At 62.4% G+C, this 17554-nt stretch carries 10 protein-coding genes; 6 read left to right on the top strand and 4 right to left on the bottom strand.

Translation table 11 applies throughout. The features are described from left to right. Nucleotides 1-389: 389 nt before the first annotated feature. Together rplJ and rplL are read left to right on the top strand one after the other, a co-directional pair. Nucleotides 390-911: a 50S ribosomal protein L10 gene (gene rplJ / locus ON00_RS16400; protein ID WP_010407637.1), complete on the top strand. Its 522-nt coding sequence runs from the start codon at nt 390-392 to the stop codon at nt 909-911. 50 nt (nt 912-961) lie between these two features. Further along, entirely contained in the window at nt 962-1339 is a 378-nt protein-coding gene (rplL, locus tag ON00_RS16395; RefSeq protein ID WP_010407636.1) for a 50S ribosomal protein L7/L12, read from the top strand. Between the two features lie 304 nt (nt 1340-1643). Here the strand turns inward: rplL and ON00_RS16390 are convergent, their stop codons facing one another. From ON00_RS16390 to ON00_RS16375, 4 genes are read right to left on the bottom strand one after another with little or no spacing between them, the layout of a single operon-like run. Continuing rightward, nucleotides 1644-2411, bottom strand: a complete 768-nt coding sequence (locus ON00_RS16390; protein ID WP_010407635.1) for a hypothetical protein — start codon at nt 2409-2411, stop codon at nt 1644-1646. Beyond that, nucleotides 2408-2620 carry a helix-turn-helix domain-containing protein gene (locus ON00_RS16385; protein WP_010407634.1) on the bottom strand — a complete coding sequence of 71 codons (213 nt, stop codon included), beginning with the start codon at nt 2618-2620 and terminating at the stop codon, nt 2408-2410. The genes ON00_RS16390 and ON00_RS16385 overlap by 4 nt, the downstream gene beginning before the upstream one ends. Beyond that, the gene (locus ON00_RS16380) at nt 2620-3144 is read right to left on the bottom strand and encodes a DUF2975 domain-containing protein (RefSeq protein ID WP_010407633.1); all 525 of its coding nucleotides are present in this window, start codon (nt 3142-3144) and stop codon (nt 2620-2622) included. Before ON00_RS16380 ends, ON00_RS16385 begins: the two co-directional genes overlap by 1 nt. A 53-nt stretch (nt 3145-3197) precedes the next feature. Next, nucleotides 3198-3935 (bottom strand): hypothetical protein, encoded by a 738-nt coding sequence (locus ON00_RS16375; RefSeq protein ID WP_245535589.1) that lies wholly within the window; start codon nt 3933-3935, stop codon nt 3198-3200. Between the two features lie 770 nt (nt 3936-4705). Between ON00_RS16375 and ON00_RS20670 the strand changes: the two genes are divergently transcribed. The 4 genes from ON00_RS20670 to ON00_RS16360 all read left to right on the top strand — a co-directional run bounded on the left by ON00_RS20670 (nt 4706) and on the right by ON00_RS16360 (nt 17470). Then, nucleotides 4706-5017, top strand: a complete 312-nt coding sequence (locus tag ON00_RS20670; protein ID WP_154651356.1) for a hypothetical protein — start codon at nt 4706-4708, stop codon at nt 5015-5017. Nucleotides 5018-5590: 573 nt separating this feature from the next. After that, entirely contained in the window at nt 5591-9772 is a 4182-nt protein-coding gene (gene rpoB, locus ON00_RS16370) for a DNA-directed RNA polymerase subunit beta (RefSeq protein ID WP_010407631.1), read from the top strand. Nucleotides 9773-9895: 123 nt separating this feature from the next. Further along, nucleotides 9896-14188, top strand: a complete 4293-nt coding sequence (gene rpoC, locus ON00_RS16365; RefSeq protein ID WP_010407629.1) for a DNA-directed RNA polymerase subunit beta' — start codon at nt 9896-9898, stop codon at nt 14186-14188. Between the two features lie 504 nt (nt 14189-14692). Beyond that, the gene (locus ON00_RS16360) at nt 14693-17470 is read left to right on the top strand and encodes a TonB-dependent receptor (protein WP_010407627.1); all 2778 of its coding nucleotides are present in this window, start codon (nt 14693-14695) and stop codon (nt 17468-17470) included. Nucleotides 17471-17554: the final 84 nt, after the last annotated feature.

The raw sequence follows: 17554 nt of genomic DNA, 5'->3' as shown, positions 1-17554 counted from the left end.
AGAAAAACTACTTCATTGTTTCAAATGCACGAGATTGCGCGACATTTTACCCGATCGGCGTGACCATTGCCTCCTGTCTCTCTGCGCAAACGCGCCTGCGCCTTTGCGTTGACTTTTCCGCGCGGGCCGTTAAGGGCAGGCACTCTCTCGTCGCGCGTCAGCACGGCGGGACCGTCCGAGACAGTAGGTGACCGGGATTTGCCGGTCTTAATTTCCTGCCGAGACGGGGACAGGATTTTGCCGGGGCGGTTTTCCGCGTCCGGCCTGCCGCCTCCCACCAGGGGCGTCGCTCCCATTCCCCATCGCTGGACAACACCGGATGCGCATTTGCGTGCCCGGTTCGTAACCGGCCTTGCCGTTCGCGGTAAGGTCAAAACGTGGAGAATGGCATGGATCGTGCTCAAAAGACCGAGCTCGTCGCCGAGCTGAACCAGACGTTTGCCGAAGTCGGCGTGGTGGTTGTCACCCGCAACTTGGGCATGACGGTGGCTCAGTCGACCAAGCTGCGTAACGCAATGCGTGACGCAGGGGCGACCTACAAGGTCTCGAAGAACAAGCTTGCCAAGATCGCGCTGGACGGCACCGACTATACCTCGCTGGGCGCTCTGCTCACCGGGCCGGTTGGTCTCGCCAGCTCCATCGACCCTGTCGCAGCCGCCAAGGTGGTTGTCGACTTCGCCAAGACGACCGACAAGTTCGAGATCGTCGGCGGGGCGATGGGCGCGACCGTCCTCGACGTGGACGGCGTGAAGGCGCTCGCGACTCTGCCGTCGCTGGATGAACTGCGTGCCAAGATCGTTGGCCTTCTGGTTGCACCCGCAACCAAGGTCGCGACCATCACCCAGGCTCCTGCGGCACAGCTCGCCCGCGTTCTCATGGCCTATGCCGAGAAGGACAAGGCGGACGCCTGATTTCAGGCCTTCGAGATTACACCCTGAACTGATTTTACTGGAGACTACACATGGCAGACCTCAACGCGCTGGTTGACCAGCTTTCCGCTCTGACCGTTCTCGAAGCGGCTGACCTTTCGAAGCTTCTCGAAGAGAAGTGGGGCGTTTCGGCCGCAGCAGCGGTTGCAGCAGCTCCGGCAGCTGGCGGCGGTGCCGCTGCTCCGGCTGCTGAAGAGCAGACCGAATTCGACGTCATCCTCACCGGCGACGGCGGCAAGAAGATCAACGTCATTAAGGAAGTCCGCGCGATCACCTCGCTCGGCCTGACCGAAGCCAAGACGCTGGTCGAATCCGCTCCGAAGGCGATCAAGGAAGGCGTGTCGAAGGACGAAGCCGCCAAGATCAAGGCCCAGCTGGAAGCAGCCGGCGCAACCGTCGAAGTCAAGTAAGCCGCAGCGGGAGTGCGCTTTAGCCTCGGCTAAAGCGCACTCCCGCAAGGCCGGACGGCGCGGGCCCAGCCCGCGTCCGACGTCATGGGCTTTGCCCATGACCGGCCCGCGACACAGAAAAGGGGCGGCACCACACGGTGCCGCCCCTTTTTTTACGGGCGCGTCATTGGCCTGGTCTTCCTCCCCTCCCTGAAAGGGAGGGCACCGAGGGGTGGCTCGGCCGATGGCTGGGAGCTTCCGTTCGTCAACGGGCCAACCCACCCCCACCCCCTCCCTTTCAGGGAAGGGAGGAAGACCAAGGTCGTTAGCGCACAACCACCGCAGAGAGCGCGCCATCGATGGCGGACGCATCCCCAATCCCAAGATCAACCCCCTGCTTCGCCGCCGCGCGCATCGCGACGGTGAAGCCGCTTGCAACAATCACCGCGCTCAGCCACCCGACCAGCAGCGAATCCACCACCAGCACCGGCCACAAGAGCGGCTTGGGTCCGATGATCGCGAGCGCTCCCAAAACATAATGCGGGATCATCAGCGGCAGGATCGCCACCAGCATGAAGACGAAGCTCCACAGCGTCTGGCGCGCCATGATCGCAACCGATCGCTGCGGCCCGATTGCCGGGTTACCCAGCGCCGCCGCGACAAACCACGGATGCAACAGCACGGCGAGAATCTGCAGCACGATGAATTCCACCAGCAGCAGCCACCCCTCGCGCGGAAGAACGAACAACTGTAGTGCCGCGGAGGCCAGTTGCACGACCAGCACCACCGCGAACAAACGCACGGCGGGCATCTCCGGGCGGGCGGCGCGTGCCGGATCGCGCCACGCCAGGAAGCGCACGATCCAATAGGTCGGCACGGTCAGCGCCGCGACCTTGAGCAGCCCGAACCCCATGCGCCACGGATCATGCTCCAGCGCTTTGGCAGCGGCGACACTCGCATACAGGCCGATCTTAACCTCGACGATGTGCTGCAGGATTTCGAACAGCACCGGGACCATCGTCAGCAACGGGCACGCGATCATAAAGGCGATGCTGCCGCGATAGGTCTCTGTGAATGCTTTCCAAAACGTCATGCTTCGCCCCCCTCAAACCGCAAAATGTCCCCCGGCTGGCAGTCCAGCACGGTGCAAATCGCCTCCAATGTCGAAAACCGGATCGCGCGCGCCTTGCCCGTCTTCAGGATCGACAGATTGACCACACTGATGTCGACCGCCGCCGCCAATTCGGTCAGCGTCATGCGGCGCGCGTGGAGCACGTCGTCGAGCTTCACCACCACCGGCATCAGACGGTGCCCGCCAGTTCGTCGCGCATCTCGGCACCACGCGCGAACACCTGCGCCAAAACGAACAGCAGCAACACCGCGACCCAGCCGCCAAAAGCAGGCGTCCAAGTGGCGAACTGCACATGCAGTGCGGCGAACCACGCCGTCATCGCGCCCTGGACGAGGTCGAGTAGCTGCAACCCCAGCATTGCCCAGGCGATCGCGCGGATCCGCGTGGCATTTGCGGCGGTGAACGGATCGCCGCGCCGTACCGTATCGAGGATCGCCAGCAACTGGGTCAGGATGCGGTGCAGCACCAGCCCTGCGACAACGCCCCACACCATCACCACCCGCAGCGCGAGCATCGCACCCTGGACGTTCAGCGTAGGCCCATATTTGCGCACCAGCCGCGCGACGATCCAGCCATCCACCGGAAACGACAGCAGGATCGCCACGACGAAGCCCAGGATGCACAGGAAATTGACCAGCAGGAACAGCCGCACCACCAAGCGCGACGCCTTCAAGACTCGATCGTGGCCACCCATCGCCATCTCCTTTACGATTATCGATATGATACTTATCGATAATCGTAAAGTGGTCAGCGCGTCTCCGCGATCGGATAGGGCAAGGCGGCGACGGTGTCGTACATACGCGGCGGCGCATCGAGGCGGAATGGCTGGAGCTTTGCAGTGGCCCCGCGATCGATCCCGATGACGTAGGAACGCGCGGTCTGACCGCTGCCGCCGACCCAGTCATAGGTGAGATTGACCGTCAGCACCGGCACGAACAGCACCCTGCCCGCTGCCTGCATCACCTCCAGTGTCTGCTTTGGATGCATGGCCATCCCGCTCTGTTCCACTGCACCGCCGGGCGGCAACGCGAACGGTGCGGCGAGCGGCTGGGCGATCGGGGCGGAAAACAGCGCCGCAATCGCTGCATCCTGCTGCTGCCCGGCGCTCAGCAAGCGGACGTCGAGCCGAATTTCGGTCGCTGCGCTTTCCCCGACATTGCGCACGACAATGACATAATCGATCGCGGCACTCAGCACATTGGTGCCCGCGCGCTTCACGGTCAGCACGACATCGAGCACCGCACGCGCGTCTGCGGTGGCGACGGGTTCGATCGCGGGCACGGCGTTCGACGGATCCGCAACCGGGGTCGGTGCCGGTGCGGCGGATGGCAGGTCACCCTCTGCGCCTTCTCCCAGGCCCAGCGGAAACTGTTCAGGCTCGGGGTAGCGACGCGACCTGCGATCGGTGGTTCGACGTCGCCACCACCATCCCGCCAGCGCCGCCAATGCGAAGGCCCCCGCCGCTCCTCCGAGCAAAAGCTCCACCGGGGGGCCCGCTGAATGCGTCGGCACCTTTACGGGTAACCGAGCCGGCGGCGACGGCGTCATCGCGGGCACCGGTGTCGGAGTCGGCGTTGGCGTGGGTGCAGAGTTACGGGCTGGCGTTGCGGTCGGCGTGGGCGATGGTGCCTTTGCGACTGGTTCCGCCCTAGGCCGGATCGGCGTTGGCCTCGGAACTGCGCGGATCGTCGGGACCACCTGCGGCGGCGCGACCGGCTGCGCGCTGGGGGAATCCGTTGGCGCGTCCCGGCGCGGCAGTGCACTGATCGTCGGCTCGGGGGACGGTATCGGTCGCCGCGTTGGGCGCGACGATGGCAGGCTGAAATCGTCGAGCCCCGGCAAGGGTTTTGCGTCCGCTGTATTCTGCGCGCGCGCCATGGAAGCAGCAGCAGCCAGCAGCGCCGCCGCCACAGCAAGAAAAGACATCGGTTTCACCCGGACGGGCATAACGACAAATCGCGCACCGCCAAGGGCGCGACCATCAAGACGCGCCCGACCGCACCATTCATGCGGGCGACGCTTTATAAGGCACCCGATGCACGCAATTTCGTGATGGACTCGCATCCCTACCTATGTGGCGAACGACTCGCCACTCTTCCCAAATCAGCGACCAATACAAAAGGCCACAAACAATAATATTTTCCAAATAAACAAAGAGTCATTTTCCCTGTGCATAACATCACAGAGCAATCATTTCATCTTTTGCTTTATTGGTATCGCCGAATCACGGCACCATACAGCAGGAGTCTTAAATCATGTCTACGACAAAGATACACGTCACAAATGTTGACAATGAATTGTATATTATCGCATCCACTGGTGCAGGTAGCAGCGAACTTCTCCATGTGAAAGCAGGATACGGATCACCGGTCGACGTTTCGCTTGTTCCACAATACATCCTTCAAGGCGGCACCTATCAACTCACCTTTATTGGCATCAACTGGGGTGGACCGGCCGCTTTCAAGGTTACAGTGACCACAGACGGCAAAGACACCGTTTATCCTCAGGCCCCAGTGGGTCAGGGCATCGGCGTGGTCTGGAACCAATCCATTGCCATCACCGTCTGATCAACCGGTCGAACGGGGGCGATGGCGCAGGATACCATGCCCGCCCCTGTTCGAAACACCGAGACGCGCAGCAATGTCTCAGGTTGAATTTTGGCCGATTGATCGTCACACCTGCAGCCCGCCAGCCCGCCCCCTAGACGCTAGGCGCAAAGCATGGAGGCGAGGATGCATCATAAACGAGGCCGCGCGCTATCGGCGCGCCGGTTGCAAGCTCTGCAAGCCGTGGAAGGCAAATGGCGTTCGCACCGAGCGGATGGGCGGAGAGCGCTTCAGCGACCATCGCCGTCGCCTAGCATCGATTGAGGGGGCACATGCCTAACGGCAGCAGCGGAGAGAAACGCCACTGTATTTGACAGCGCCCCCTGCCCTGCCTATATGGCGCGTTCCACTGCAATTTTCGGGAAATGATGTGCCGTCGCGCAGCGCATCGATCGTATTGGAGATTGTAGTATCTAGAGACGCTTACAAGCTGCTGTCATCCGATGAGGAGGACATGCGGCTTTTTGCGTCTTTGGAGCGTGCCCGCCCGGTGGATTCCGGGCCAGATTATACAGCTTGAGGGCAGACATCTCCATGGCGACCAAAGCAATCGACGGCAGCACCCCCACGCGGCGCGCCGAAAGCGGCACGGCCAAGCGCCGCATCCGCAAGGTTTTCGGCAACATCCACGAAGTCGTGCAGATGCCGAACCTGATCGAGGTTCAGCGCGAATCCTACGAACAGTTCCTGCGCTCCGATCCGTCGATCGGCTATGTCTCCGGTCTCGAAAAGACGCTGCGCTCGGTCTTCCCGATCCGCGATTTCGCCGGCACCGCCGAGCTCGATTTCGTGAATTACGAGCTTGAGCCGCCGAAGTTCGACACCGACGAATGCCGCCAGCGCGGCATCACCTATGCAGCCCCGATGCGCGTCACGCTGCGCCTGATCGTGTTCGAGGTGGATGCCGACACCGATTCGCGCTCGGTCCTCGATATCAAGGAGCAGGACGTCTACATGGGCGACATGCCCCTGATGACGGGAAACGGCACCTTCATCATCAACGGCACCGAACGCGTCATCGTGTCGCAGATGCACCGCTCGCCGGGCGTGCTGTTCGATCATGACCGCGGCAAGACTCACGCCTCGGGCAAGTATCTGTTCGCCGCGCGCGTCATCCCGTATCGCGGTTCGTGGCTCGATTTCGAGTTCGACGCCAAGGACATCGTCAACGTCCGTATCGATCGCAAGCGCAAGCTGCCGGTCACCGCCCTCCTCTACGCGCTCGGCATGACCGGCGAGGAAATCCTCAACCACTTCTACAACCGCGTAACCTTTGTGCGTGGCCAGGGTGGCTGGATCATCCCGTTCCAGGCCGAAAACTGGCGCGGCCAGAAGCCGATGTACGACATCATCGACGCCAAGACCGGCGAGATCGTGTTCGCCAACGGCCAGAAGATCAGCCCGCGCGCTGCCAACAAGGCGGCCAAGGACGGCCTGACCGACCTGCTGATCCCGACCGAGGAAATCTTCGGCCGCTACAGCGCCTATGATTTGATCAACGAGTCGACCGGCCAGATCTACATCGAGGCAGGCGACGAAGTGTCGGCCGAGAACCTCGAATTGCTCGACCAGGCCGGCATCGACCGGATCGAACTGCTCGACATCGATCACGTCGCCACCGGCGCGTGGATCCGCAACACGCTCAAGGTCGACAAGGCTGAAGAGCGCGAGCAGGCGCTGTCGGACATCTACCGCGTCATGCGCCCTGGCGAGCCGCCCACGCTCGAAACCGCAGAGTCGCTGTTCTCGGGCCTGTTCTTCGATCCCGACCGCTACGATCTGTCGGCGGTGGGTCGCGTCAAGCTCAACATGCGCCTCGACCTCGATGCCGAGGACACCGTCACCACGCTGCGCACCGAGGACATCCTCGCCGTCATCAAGACGCTGGTCGATCTGAAGGACGGCAAGGGCGAAATCGACGATATCGACAACCTCGGTAACCGTCGTGTCCGCTCGGTCGGCGAATTGCTCGAGAACCAGTACCGCGTCGGCCTGCTCCGCATGGAGCGCGCCGTGAAGGAGCGCATGTCGTCGGTCGACGTGTCGACGGTGATGCCGAACGACCTGATCAACGCCAAGCCGGCGGTTGCCGCAGTGCGCGAATTCTTCGGCTCGTCGCAGCTGTCGCAGTTCATGGATCAGACCAACCCGCTGTCAGAAGTCACCCACAAGCGCCGCGTGTCGGCGCTTGGACCGGGTGGTCTGACGCGTGAGCGCGCTGGCTTCGAGGTCCGCGACGTTCACCCGACGCATTATGGCCGCATCTGCCCGATCGAAACGCCGGAAGGCCCGAACATCGGTCTGATCAACTCGCTCGCCAGCTTCAGCCGCGTGAACAAGTACGGCTTCATCGAAACGCCGTACCGCAAGGTCATCGATCATAAGGTGACCGACGACGTCGTCTATCTGTCGGCGATGGAAGAGGCCAAGCACACGATCGCCCAGGCCAACGCCGAGCTGAACGCCGACAAGGGCTTTGTCGAAGAACTCGTCTCGTCGCGTCAGGCGGGCGAATTCCTGATGGCGATCCCCAACAACATCACCCTGATGGACGTCAGCCCCAAGCAGCTCGTCTCGGTCGCGGCATCGCTCATTCCGTTCCTGGAAAACGATGACGCCAACCGCGCACTGATGGGCTCGAACATGCAGCGTCAGGCCGTGCCGCTGGTCCAGGCCGAGGCGCCGTTCGTCGGCACCGGCATGGAAGAGACCGTTGCGCGCGATTCGGGTGCTGCGATCTCGGCCAAGCGCGCCGGTATCGTCGACCAGGTCGATGCGTCGCGTATCGTCATCCGCGCAACGGGTGATGTCGAAGCCGGCCAGTCGGGCGTCGACATCTACACGCTGATGAAGTTCCAGCGCTCGAACCAGAACACTTGCATCAACCAGCGTCCGCTGGTGAAGGTGGGCGACGTGATCACCGCAGGCGACGTGATCGCCGACGGCCCGTCGACCGAATTCGGTGAGCTGGCGCTGGGCCGCAACGCGCTCGTCGCGTTCATGCCCTGGAACGGCTACAATTATGAGGACTCGATCCTCATTTCCGAGCGTATCGTGAAGGACGACGTCTTCACCTCGATCCATATCGAGGAATTCGAAGTCATGGCGCGCGACACCAAGCTCGGGCCGGAAGACATCACGCGCGATATCCCGAACGTCGGCGAGGAAGCCCTGCGCAACCTCGACGAAGCGGGCATCGTGTACATCGGCGCCGAAGTCGAGCCGGGCGACATTCTTGCCGGCAAGATCACCCCCAAGGGTGAATCGCCGATGACGCCGGAAGAAAAGCTGCTCCGCGCCATCTTCGGTGAAAAGGCGTCGGACGTGCGCGACACCTCGCTGCGCCTGCCGCCGGGCGTTGCTGGTACCGTCGTTGAAGTGCGCGTGTTCAACCGCCACGGCATCGACAAGGACGAGCGCGCGATGGCGATCGAGCGCGAGGAAATCGAGCGCCTGAAGAAGGACTCGGACGACGAGCGCACCATTCTCAACCGTGCGACCTGGTCGCGCCTCAAGGAAATGCTGCTCGGCCAGACCGCGACCGCCGTTCCCAAGAACGGCCCCAAGAAGGGCGTGGTCATCGATGAGGACGTGCTCGACAGCGTCGATCGTCACGAATGGTGGAAGTTCGCGGTTGCCGACGACAAGGTCCAGAGCGATCTGGAAGCGGTCAAGGCGCAGTATGACGATGCCGCCAAGCTGATCCTCGACAAGTTCCACGATCGTCGCGACAAGCTCGAGCGCGGGGACGAGCTGCCGCCAGGCGTGCTCAAGATGGTCAAGGTGTTCGTTGCAGTGAAGCGCAAGCTGCAGCCGGGTGACAAGATGGCCGGCCGTCACGGCAATAAGGGCGTCATCTCGCGCATCCTGCCGGCCGAGGACATGCCGTTCCTCGCCGACGGGACGCCAGTCGATCTCGTGCTCAACCCGCTGGGCGTGCCGAGCCGCATGAACGTCGGGCAGATCTTCGAAACGCATCTCGGCTGGGCCGCCCGCAATCTCGGGCAGCAAGTCCATCGTGCGCTGGAAGATTGGCGTGAGGCCAACCCCGATGCCAAGGCTGGCGACATGCCCGACGCGGTCAAGGCACGCTTGCTCGAAGTGTATGGCGAGCATTACGCCGCCGACATCGAGGCACGCGATGCCGAGCAGATCATCGAGCTGACCGAGAACCTGAAGACCGGCATTCCGATGGGAACGCCCGTGTTCGACGGTGCCCGCGAAGCCGACGTTTCGGCGATGCTGGAACTGGCAGGACTCGACACTTCGGGTCAGTCGGATCTGTATGACGGTCGCACCGGCGACAAGTTCGACCGCAAGGTCACCGTGGGCATCATCTACATGCTCAAGCTGCATCACTTGGTCGACGACAAGATCCATGCCCGGTCGATCGGGCCGTACTCGCTCGTCACGCAGCAGCCGCTGGGTGGTAAGGCGCAGTTCGGTGGTCAGCGCTTCGGCGAAATGGAGGTCTGGGCGCTTCAGGCTTATGGTGCTGCCTACACCTTGCAGGAAATGCTCACGGTCAAGTCCGATGACGTCGTCGGGCGCACCAAGGTCTATGAGGCGATCGTCAAGGGTGACGACACGTTCGAGGCCGGTATTCCGGAGAGCTTCAACGTGCTCGTCAAGGAAATGCGCTCGCTGGGTCTGAACATCGAACTGACCACGACCGAGCATTTCGACAGCGACGGCGTCGCGATCGCGGCGGAGTAACGCGACCTTCCCCCCTCCCGCTTGCGGGAGGGGTTGGGGGAGGGCCTGTAGGGTCAGGCACTTCCCGACGATATCCCCTCCCCTAGCCCCTCCCGCAAGCGGGAGGGGAATTGGAGAATCCAAATGAACGAACTGACCAATTTCGCGAACCCGGTCATCAAGGCCGAGACCTTCGACCAGATCCAGATCGGCATCGCCTCCCCGGACAAGATCCGCTCGTGGTCGTTCGGTGAGATCAAAAAGCCGGAAACCATCAACTATCGCACGTTCAAGCCCGAGCGTGACGGCCTGTTCTGCGCGCGCATCTTCGGTCCGATCAAGGATTACGAATGCCTGTGCGGCAAGTACAAGCGCATGAAGTATAAGGGCATCGTCTGCGAAAAGTGCGGCGTTGAAGTCACCGTCTCGAAGGTCCGCCGTGAGCGTATGGGCCATATCGAGCTGGCCGCCCCCGTCGCGCACATCTGGTTCCTCAAGTCGCTGCCGTCGCGCATCGGCCTGCTGCTCGACATGCAGCTCAAGCAGCTTGAGCGCGTGCTGTACTTCGAGGCGTATATCGTGATCGAGCCGGGCATCACCCCGCTCGAAAAGTACCAGCTGATGACCGAGGACGAACTCCTCGACGCGCAGGACGAATATGGCGAAGACGCCTTCTCGGCCGGCATCGGTGCAGAAGCTGTGCGCATCATGCTGCAGGACCTCGATCTTGAGGGCGAGCGCAAGGAACTGCTGGAAGAACTGGCGGTCACCAAGTCCGAGCTGAAGCCCAAGAAGATCATCAAGCGCCTCAAGGTCGTCGAGAGCTTCATCGAATCCGGCAACCGCCCGGAATGGATGATCCTCGAAGTCGTGCCGGTCATTCCGCCTGAACTGCGCCCGCTGGTGCCGCTCGACGGTGGCCGCTTCGCGACCTCGGATCTGAACGATCTGTATCGCCGCGTGATCAACCGCAACAACCGCCTCAAGCGCCTGATGGAGCTGCGCGCGCCGGACATCATCGTCCGCAACGAAAAGCGCATGTTGCAGGAAGCCGTCGACGCACTGTTCGATAACGGTCGCCGCGGTCGCACCATCACGGGTGCCAACAAGCGTCCGCTCAAGTCGCTGTCCGACATGCTCAAGGGCAAGCAGGGCCGCTTCCGTCAGAACCTGCTCGGCAAGCGCGTCGACTATTCGGGCCGTTCGGTCATCGTGACCGGCCCGGAACTGAAGCTGCACCAGTGCGGCCTGCCGAAGAAGATGGCGCTCGAGCTGTTCAAGCCGTTCATCTACGCCCGTCTCGACGCCAAGGGTCTCTCCATGACCCTCAAGCAGGCGAAGAAGTGGGTCGAGAAGGAGCGCAAGGAAGTCTGGGACATCCTCGACGAAGTCATTCGCGAGCACCCGGTCATGCTCAACCGCGCGCCGACGCTCCACCGTCTCGGCATCCAGGCGTTCGAGCCCGTGCTGATCGAGGGCAAGGCGATCCAGCTTCACCCGCTGGTCTGCTCGGCCTTCAACGCCGATTTCGACGGTGACCAGATGGCGGTCCACGTGCCGCTCTCGCTGGAAGCCCAGCTCGAAGCGCGCGTGCTGATGATGTCGACCAACAACATCCTGTCGCCTGCCAACGGCAAGCCGATCATCGTGCCGTCGCAGGACATGGTGCTGGGTCTGTATTATCTGTCGATGCTCAAGGAAGGCGAGCCTGGCGAAGGCATGATGATCTCCGACATGCAGGAGGTGCATCACGCGCTCGAAGCAGGGGCCGTCACGCTGCACACCAAGATCATCAGCCGCGTTCCGCAGACCGATGAGCAGGGCAACCAGTATCTCAAGCGCTATGAGACCACCCCGGGTCGCATGCTGCTGGGCGAGTGCCTGCCGCAATCGTCCAAGGTGCCGTTCGACACCGTCAACCGCCTGCTGACCAAGAAGGACGTCGGCGACGTGATCGACGAGGTCTATCGTCACACCGGCCAGAAGGAGACCGTGCTGTTCGCCGACGCGATCATGTCGCTCGGCTTCCGCCATGCGTTCAAGGCCGGCATTTCGTTCGGCAAGGACGACATGATCATTCCGGACGCCAAGGTCGGTCTCGTCGACGAGACGCGCGGCCTGGTGAAGGACTTCGAGCAGCAATATCAGGACGGTCTGATCACGCAGCAGGAGAAGTACAACAAGGTGATCGACGCCTGGAGCCGTTGCGGTGATCAGGTGGCGAACGCCATGATGGAAGAGATCAAGGCGGTTAAGCGCTACGAGGACGGCCCCAATAAGGGTCGCGAGAAGCCGATCAACTCGATCTACATGATGGCCCACTCGGGTGCCCGCGGTTCGCAGGCCCAGATCAAGCAGCTCGCCGGTATGCGCGGCCTCATGGCCAAGCCGTCGGGCGAGATCATCGAAACGCCGATCATCTCGAACTTCAAGGAAGGTCTGACCGTCCTTGAGTATTTCAACTCCACCCACGGTGCCCGTAAGGGTCTGGCGGATACGGCGTTGAAGACGGCGAACTCGGGCTACCTGACGCGTCGTCTGGTCGACGTTTCGCAGGACTGCGTGATCATGGAGCTCGATTGCGGCACGACCCGCGCGCTGGAAATGCGCGCGATCGTGCAGGGCGGCTCGACCATCGCGTCGCTCGGCGAGCGCATCCTCGGTCGCACGACTGCGGAAGACATCATCGACAGCAAGACCGGCGAGATCGTTATCCCGTCGGGCACGCTGCTCGACGAGCCGATGGTCGCGCAGATCGAGGCGATCGGCACGCAGTCGTGCAAGATCCGTTCGCCGCTCGTGTGCGAGACCAAGATCGGCGTCTGCGGCAAGTGCTACGGGCGCGATCTCGCCCGCGGTACCCCGGTCAACATCGGTGAAGCCGTCGGCGTCATCGCGGCGCAGTCGATCGGTGAGCCGGGCACGCAGCTGACCATGCGTACCTTCCACATCGGTGGTGCGGCACAGCTCAACGAACAGTCCAACCTGGAGGCAGTGGCCGACGGCACGATGGAGTATCGTGATCTTCGCACCATCACCGACCAGCGCGGCCGTCGCGTTGTGCTCAGCCGCTCGGGTGAAATCGCGATCGTCGACATGGACGGCCGCGAGCGTGCGGTGCACCGCATTCCCTACGGTGCCTATGTGCTGTTCGACGACAAGCACATCGTGTCGAAGGGCGATCGTCTGGCCGAGTGGGATCCGTTCACCATGCCGGTCATCACCGAGAACCCCGGCGTCGTGAAGTATCAGGATCTGATCGAGGGCAAGACGCTCACCGAGCAGGCCGACGAAGCCACCGGCATCTCGCAGCGGGTCGTGATCGAGTATCGCGCCAGCGGCAAGACCAAGGAGGATCTCCGTCCGCGCCTGACCCTCACCGGCGAAAGCGCCGAGGAGGCCGGTCGCTACATGCTGGTGCCGGGCGCAACGCTCTCGGTCGAGGATGGTGCAACGGTTCAGGGCGGTGACGTTCTCGCCCGTGTCAGCCGCGAAAGCGCCAAGACGCGTGACATCACCGGTGGTCTGCCGCGCGTTGCCGAGCTGTTCGAAGCACGCAAGCCCAAGGAAAATGCGATCATCGCCAAGGTCTCGGGCCGCGTGGTGTTCGGCAAGGACTATAAGGCGAAGCGCAAGATCGGCATCCAGCCCGAGGACGGCGGCGAGGTCGTGGAATATCTGGTGCCCAAGTCGAAGGTCATCGACGTGCAGGAAGGCGATTACGTCAAGCGCGGCGACAACCTCATCGGCGGCAGCCCCGATCCGCACGACATTCTCGAAGTTCTCGGCATCGAGCCCTTGGCCGAATATCTCGTGTCGGAAATCCAGGAGGTCTATCGTCTCCAGGGCGTGAAGATCAACGACAAGCACATCGAAACGATCGTTCGTCAGATGCTGCAAAAGGTCGAGATCACCGACGGCGGCGACACCACGCTGCTGGCCGGCGAGCAGGTCGATCGCGACGAGATGGACGAGATCAACTCGAAGATCGGCAAGAAGGATCGTCCGGCGGTCGGCAAGCCCGTCCTGCTCGGCATCACCAAGGCGTCGCTGCAAACGCGCAGCTTCATCTCGGCGGCGTCGTTCCAGGAAACCACGCGCGTGCTGACCGAAGCCTCGGTGCAAGGCAAGAAGGACACGCTCACGGGCTTGAAGGAGAACGTGATCGTGGGCCGTCTGATCCCGGCGGGCACGGGTGCGGGCATGAACCGCCTGCGCGTTACCGCTTCGTCGCGCGATGCGGCGCTGCGGGTGCAGCAGCGGCGCATGGCCGAGGTGTCGATCATCGCGCCGAATTCGGCCAAGGAAGAGCATGACGCCGAACTCGCCCGCTCGCCGCGCGATGCCGGCGGCACCGGTGACGATGCGCTGGCGGCGGTGACGCCGTCGGGCCATGGCACCGATGCGGATGCTGGCGAGTATCTGAACCAGGAGTGATCCTATCAGGTCGGGCACCCCGCCCGATCTGACGTACAAAGCCGTCGTCCGGGCAACCGGGCGGCGGCTTTTTGGTTGGAGAGGCAGGCCGCCGACTGTGTCCCTTATGGAACCGTTCCGGCCCGGCACGCCGCTCAGTGAGCCTGGTCCGCGAATCGCACAAAATTGGTCTGGTTAAGCCCAATTATCGTCCCAGGTTCTGCTCAGGTTCTATCCACCGCCGAACCACAAAATTTGGACATCTCTGCGCGCGATGCGGTAAATAGCCGAAACACAACGACTTGCTTCTGCGGTCGGGCACGCGTCCCCTGTCATCGAATTGCAACTTTGGCATAGCCTTTGCGGACAGCATTGGTTATACATTGGCGTACCGTAGCGGTGCAATAAGACACCAATGTGATACCACATGATGCGGTAAAGTGGGTGGCCCCGGGCAGGACCGGGGCTTCGGATCGGAGGTCAGCCTGCGCTGTCTGGCCGATGTATTGGGGAGGGTTCTGATTTATGCGACTTCATACCGTTTTGTTGACCTCGAGCATCCTTGCCGGTCTCGCCAGCGCTCCGGCGATGGCACAGACCGCAACCCCGGACGCAGCGGCGGCCGCACCGGCCTCCGCGCCACAGGCTGACACCGCGTCGAGCGACGATATCGTCGTTACCGGCATCCGCGAGAGCCTGCGCAGCGCCATCTCAGTGAAGCGCAACGCCAATGCCGTCGTTGACGTGATCACGTCCGAGGCGATCGGCAAGTTCCCGGATCGCAACGTCGCGGAATCGCTGTCGCACATCCCCGGCGTCAGCATCGACCGCCGCTTTGGCGAAGGCGAAAAGGTCGCCATTCTCGGCACCGATCCCGCGCTTAACCGCATGCTGCTCGACGGCCATGCGCTGGCCTCGGCCGACTGGGGCGGCAATGACAATGATCCGTCCAGCCGCACCTTCAACTATTCACTGCTCGCCCCGGAACTGGTCGAGCGCCTCGAAGTGTACAAGTCGCCGGAGCCGCGCATCGAAGAGGGCAGCCTTGGCGGCACCGTCATCGTGCGCACGCGCCGTCCGCTTGACACGCCGGCAAATTCGATCTTCGCCTCGGGCGGCTACAGCTACAATGATCGTTCGGACAAGGGCAATTTCCGCGGTTCGGGCCTGTACAGCTGGAAGAACAAGGACGACACCTTCGGCGTCCTGATCGCGGGCGGCTATGACAAGCAAACCATCACGCGCGCTGGCGTGGAATTCTTCGGCTATCAGAGCGGCGCGGACTTCTTCCAGAAGAATGCCGACGGCACCGTGAAGCGCGACGCGGCGGGCCAGGGCATCCTGCAGAACCCCAATGCGACGATCACCGGCGGCACCAAGGAAGACCTGATCAAGGCGGTCGCGCCGTTCGGCATCAACTATGCCTATTTCCAGCAGACGCGCGAGCGCAAGACCGTGTCGGGCACCGTGCAATATCGCCCGGCACCGAACCTGACGCTGACCCTCAACGGGCTGCACATTGACGGCAATTACAACAATTACAGCCAGTCGATGTACACCATCCCCGTCGCCTGGACCGGTAACGTGCTGCAATCGGCCAACGTCTCGAATGGCGTCGTCAATGCCGCCTCGTTCGGCGCGGCGACCAGCCAGAGCGCCGAGCTCGATACCAACGTCCGCCACACCAGCCTGAAGACCAACAACCTGAATTTCTTCGCCGATTGGGAAGGCAGCGGCGGCACCAAGGTCAACTTCGCGGGCGGGTGGAGCCGTGCAGTCGGCGGCCGCAACCCCGAATATCTGTTCAACACCCAAACCAAGTTGCCGTTCAGCTATGCCTTTGGCCCCAACAGCGCGACCGTCAACTTCGTCGGTGATTTGACCAACCCCGCCAATTACTTCACCAACGCGAACAACAATCTGGCGCAAATCGAAGGCAAGCCGGTTATCGTCAACGGTACGCAGCTGAACGGCGCGCAGATCGGTGGCCTGGACTACAGCGTCACCACCGACCGCGACGTGTTCGGCGGCTATGACGCGACCATTCCAGTCAGCTTCGGTCCGTTCACGCAGATCCTGCTCGGCAGCAAGATCACCGACCACGTCAACCGGCTCGATGCGCGCGGCATCAACACCTATATGACGAGCTCGAAGACGCTGGCGCAACTCGGCGTGGCGACCACGACGACGCCCGACGGCACGTTCGACGGCAGCGGCGGCTCGGGCAATGCCACCAAATATATCAACCTGTCGCAGCAGGCGGTGATCGACCTCCTCGCCAACGCGATCAACAGCCCGCTGGTCGCCAAGGTCGGTGCCTCGACCAAGGTGCAGGAAACCGTCGCAGCGTCCTACGTCCAGGCCAATTTCGACCAGGGCGGCGTACGCGGCAATATCGGGGGTCGTCTGGTCTATACCCGCGACATCTCGACCTATGCGACGACGCTGAGCAACACGGTCGCGCCGGTGCCCGTCCCGACGCGCACCACCAGCGATTATCTGAAGTTCCTGCCAAGCCTCAACATCGCTTATTCGGTCACCCCACAGGTGATCGTACGCGGTGCCGTGGCCCGCGTGATTTCGCGGCCGCGTTATGAGGATCTGGCAGCAGCGACGTCGCTCAACGACGTCACGCTCGACGGCGGCGGCGGCAACCCCAACCTGAAGCCGTATGAGTCGACCAATTACGAACTGACGGCGGAATGGTATCCGCGCGCTGGCACGTTGGTTTCGCTCGAACTGTTCCGTCGCGATATCTCGAACTACATCATCAACACCCGCACCGACACGGTGTTCTACAACTCGCTGCAGGGCAAGTTGACCAGCTACAGCGTCAACCAGCCGATCAACGGCGGCAAGGCCAAGGTCAACGGCGTGCTGGTGGCGGGCCAGGCGGAAATCTGGGGCGGTTTCGGCCTGCAGGCGAACTATTCGTATCAGGACAGCTCGACCTCGTCGGTCGACACCACTGGTGCTTCGCTCAACCTGCCCTATCTGTCGCATCACACCGTCAACGTGATCCCCTATTTCGAAAAGGGGCCGCTGCAGGCGCGACTGAGCTACAACTATCGGTCGTCCTATTTCCGCACGATCGGCCGTCTGGGCTCGCGCGAAATGGTGGCACCGTATAGCCAGCTCGATTTCTCGCTGGGCGTGAAGGTCATTCCGGCAGTGACCTTGTCGTTCAACGCGCAGAACCTGCTCGATTCGACCTATCTGCAGTATAATGCGACGCCCGATCGTCCGACCGCTTTCTACAAGAACGGTCGCACCTTCGTCGGCTCGATCTCCTTCCGCATGTAACCCCCCTCCCCCTACATGCGGCAGCGCCGCCGCCCGGACCCCCGGGCGGCGGCTTTTTTTTGGGGTGCGGGCACGACGGCTATG

Origin of the sequence: Sphingomonas echinoides ATCC 14820 (genome assembly GCF_000241465.1) — a bacterium.
In the GTDB taxonomy this organism is placed as follows: domain Bacteria; phylum Pseudomonadota; class Alphaproteobacteria; order Sphingomonadales; family Sphingomonadaceae; genus Sphingomonas; species Sphingomonas echinoides.
This window is presented reverse-complemented; position numbering and strand designations above follow the sequence as displayed.

Bases quoted from the DNA above. Each gene is read 5' to 3' on its own strand.
- rplJ (WP_010407637.1), top strand. From the start codon at position 390: ATGGATCGTGCTCAAAAGACCGAGCTCGTCGCCGAGCTGAACCAGACG.
- rplL (WP_010407636.1), top strand. From the start codon at position 962: ATGGCAGACCTCAACGCGCTGGTTGACCAGCTTTCCGCTCTGACCGTT.
- ON00_RS16390 (WP_010407635.1), bottom strand. From the start codon at position 2,411: ATGACGTTTTGGAAAGCATTCACAGAGACCTATCGCGGCAGCATCGCC.
- ON00_RS16385 (WP_010407634.1), bottom strand. From the start codon at position 2,620: ATGCCGGTGGTGGTGAAGCTCGACGACGTGCTCCACGCGCGCCGCATG.
- ON00_RS16380 (WP_010407633.1), bottom strand. From the start codon at position 3,144: ATGGGTGGCCACGATCGAGTCTTGAAGGCGTCGCGCTTGGTGGTGCGG.
- ON00_RS20670 (WP_154651356.1), top strand. From the start codon at position 4,706: ATGTCTACGACAAAGATACACGTCACAAATGTTGACAATGAATTGTAT.
- rpoB (WP_010407631.1), top strand. From the start codon at position 5,591: ATGGCGACCAAAGCAATCGACGGCAGCACCCCCACGCGGCGCGCCGAA.
- rpoC (WP_010407629.1), top strand. From the start codon at position 9,896: ATGAACGAACTGACCAATTTCGCGAACCCGGTCATCAAGGCCGAGACC.
- ON00_RS16360 (WP_010407627.1), top strand. From the start codon at position 14,693: ATGCGACTTCATACCGTTTTGTTGACCTCGAGCATCCTTGCCGGTCTC.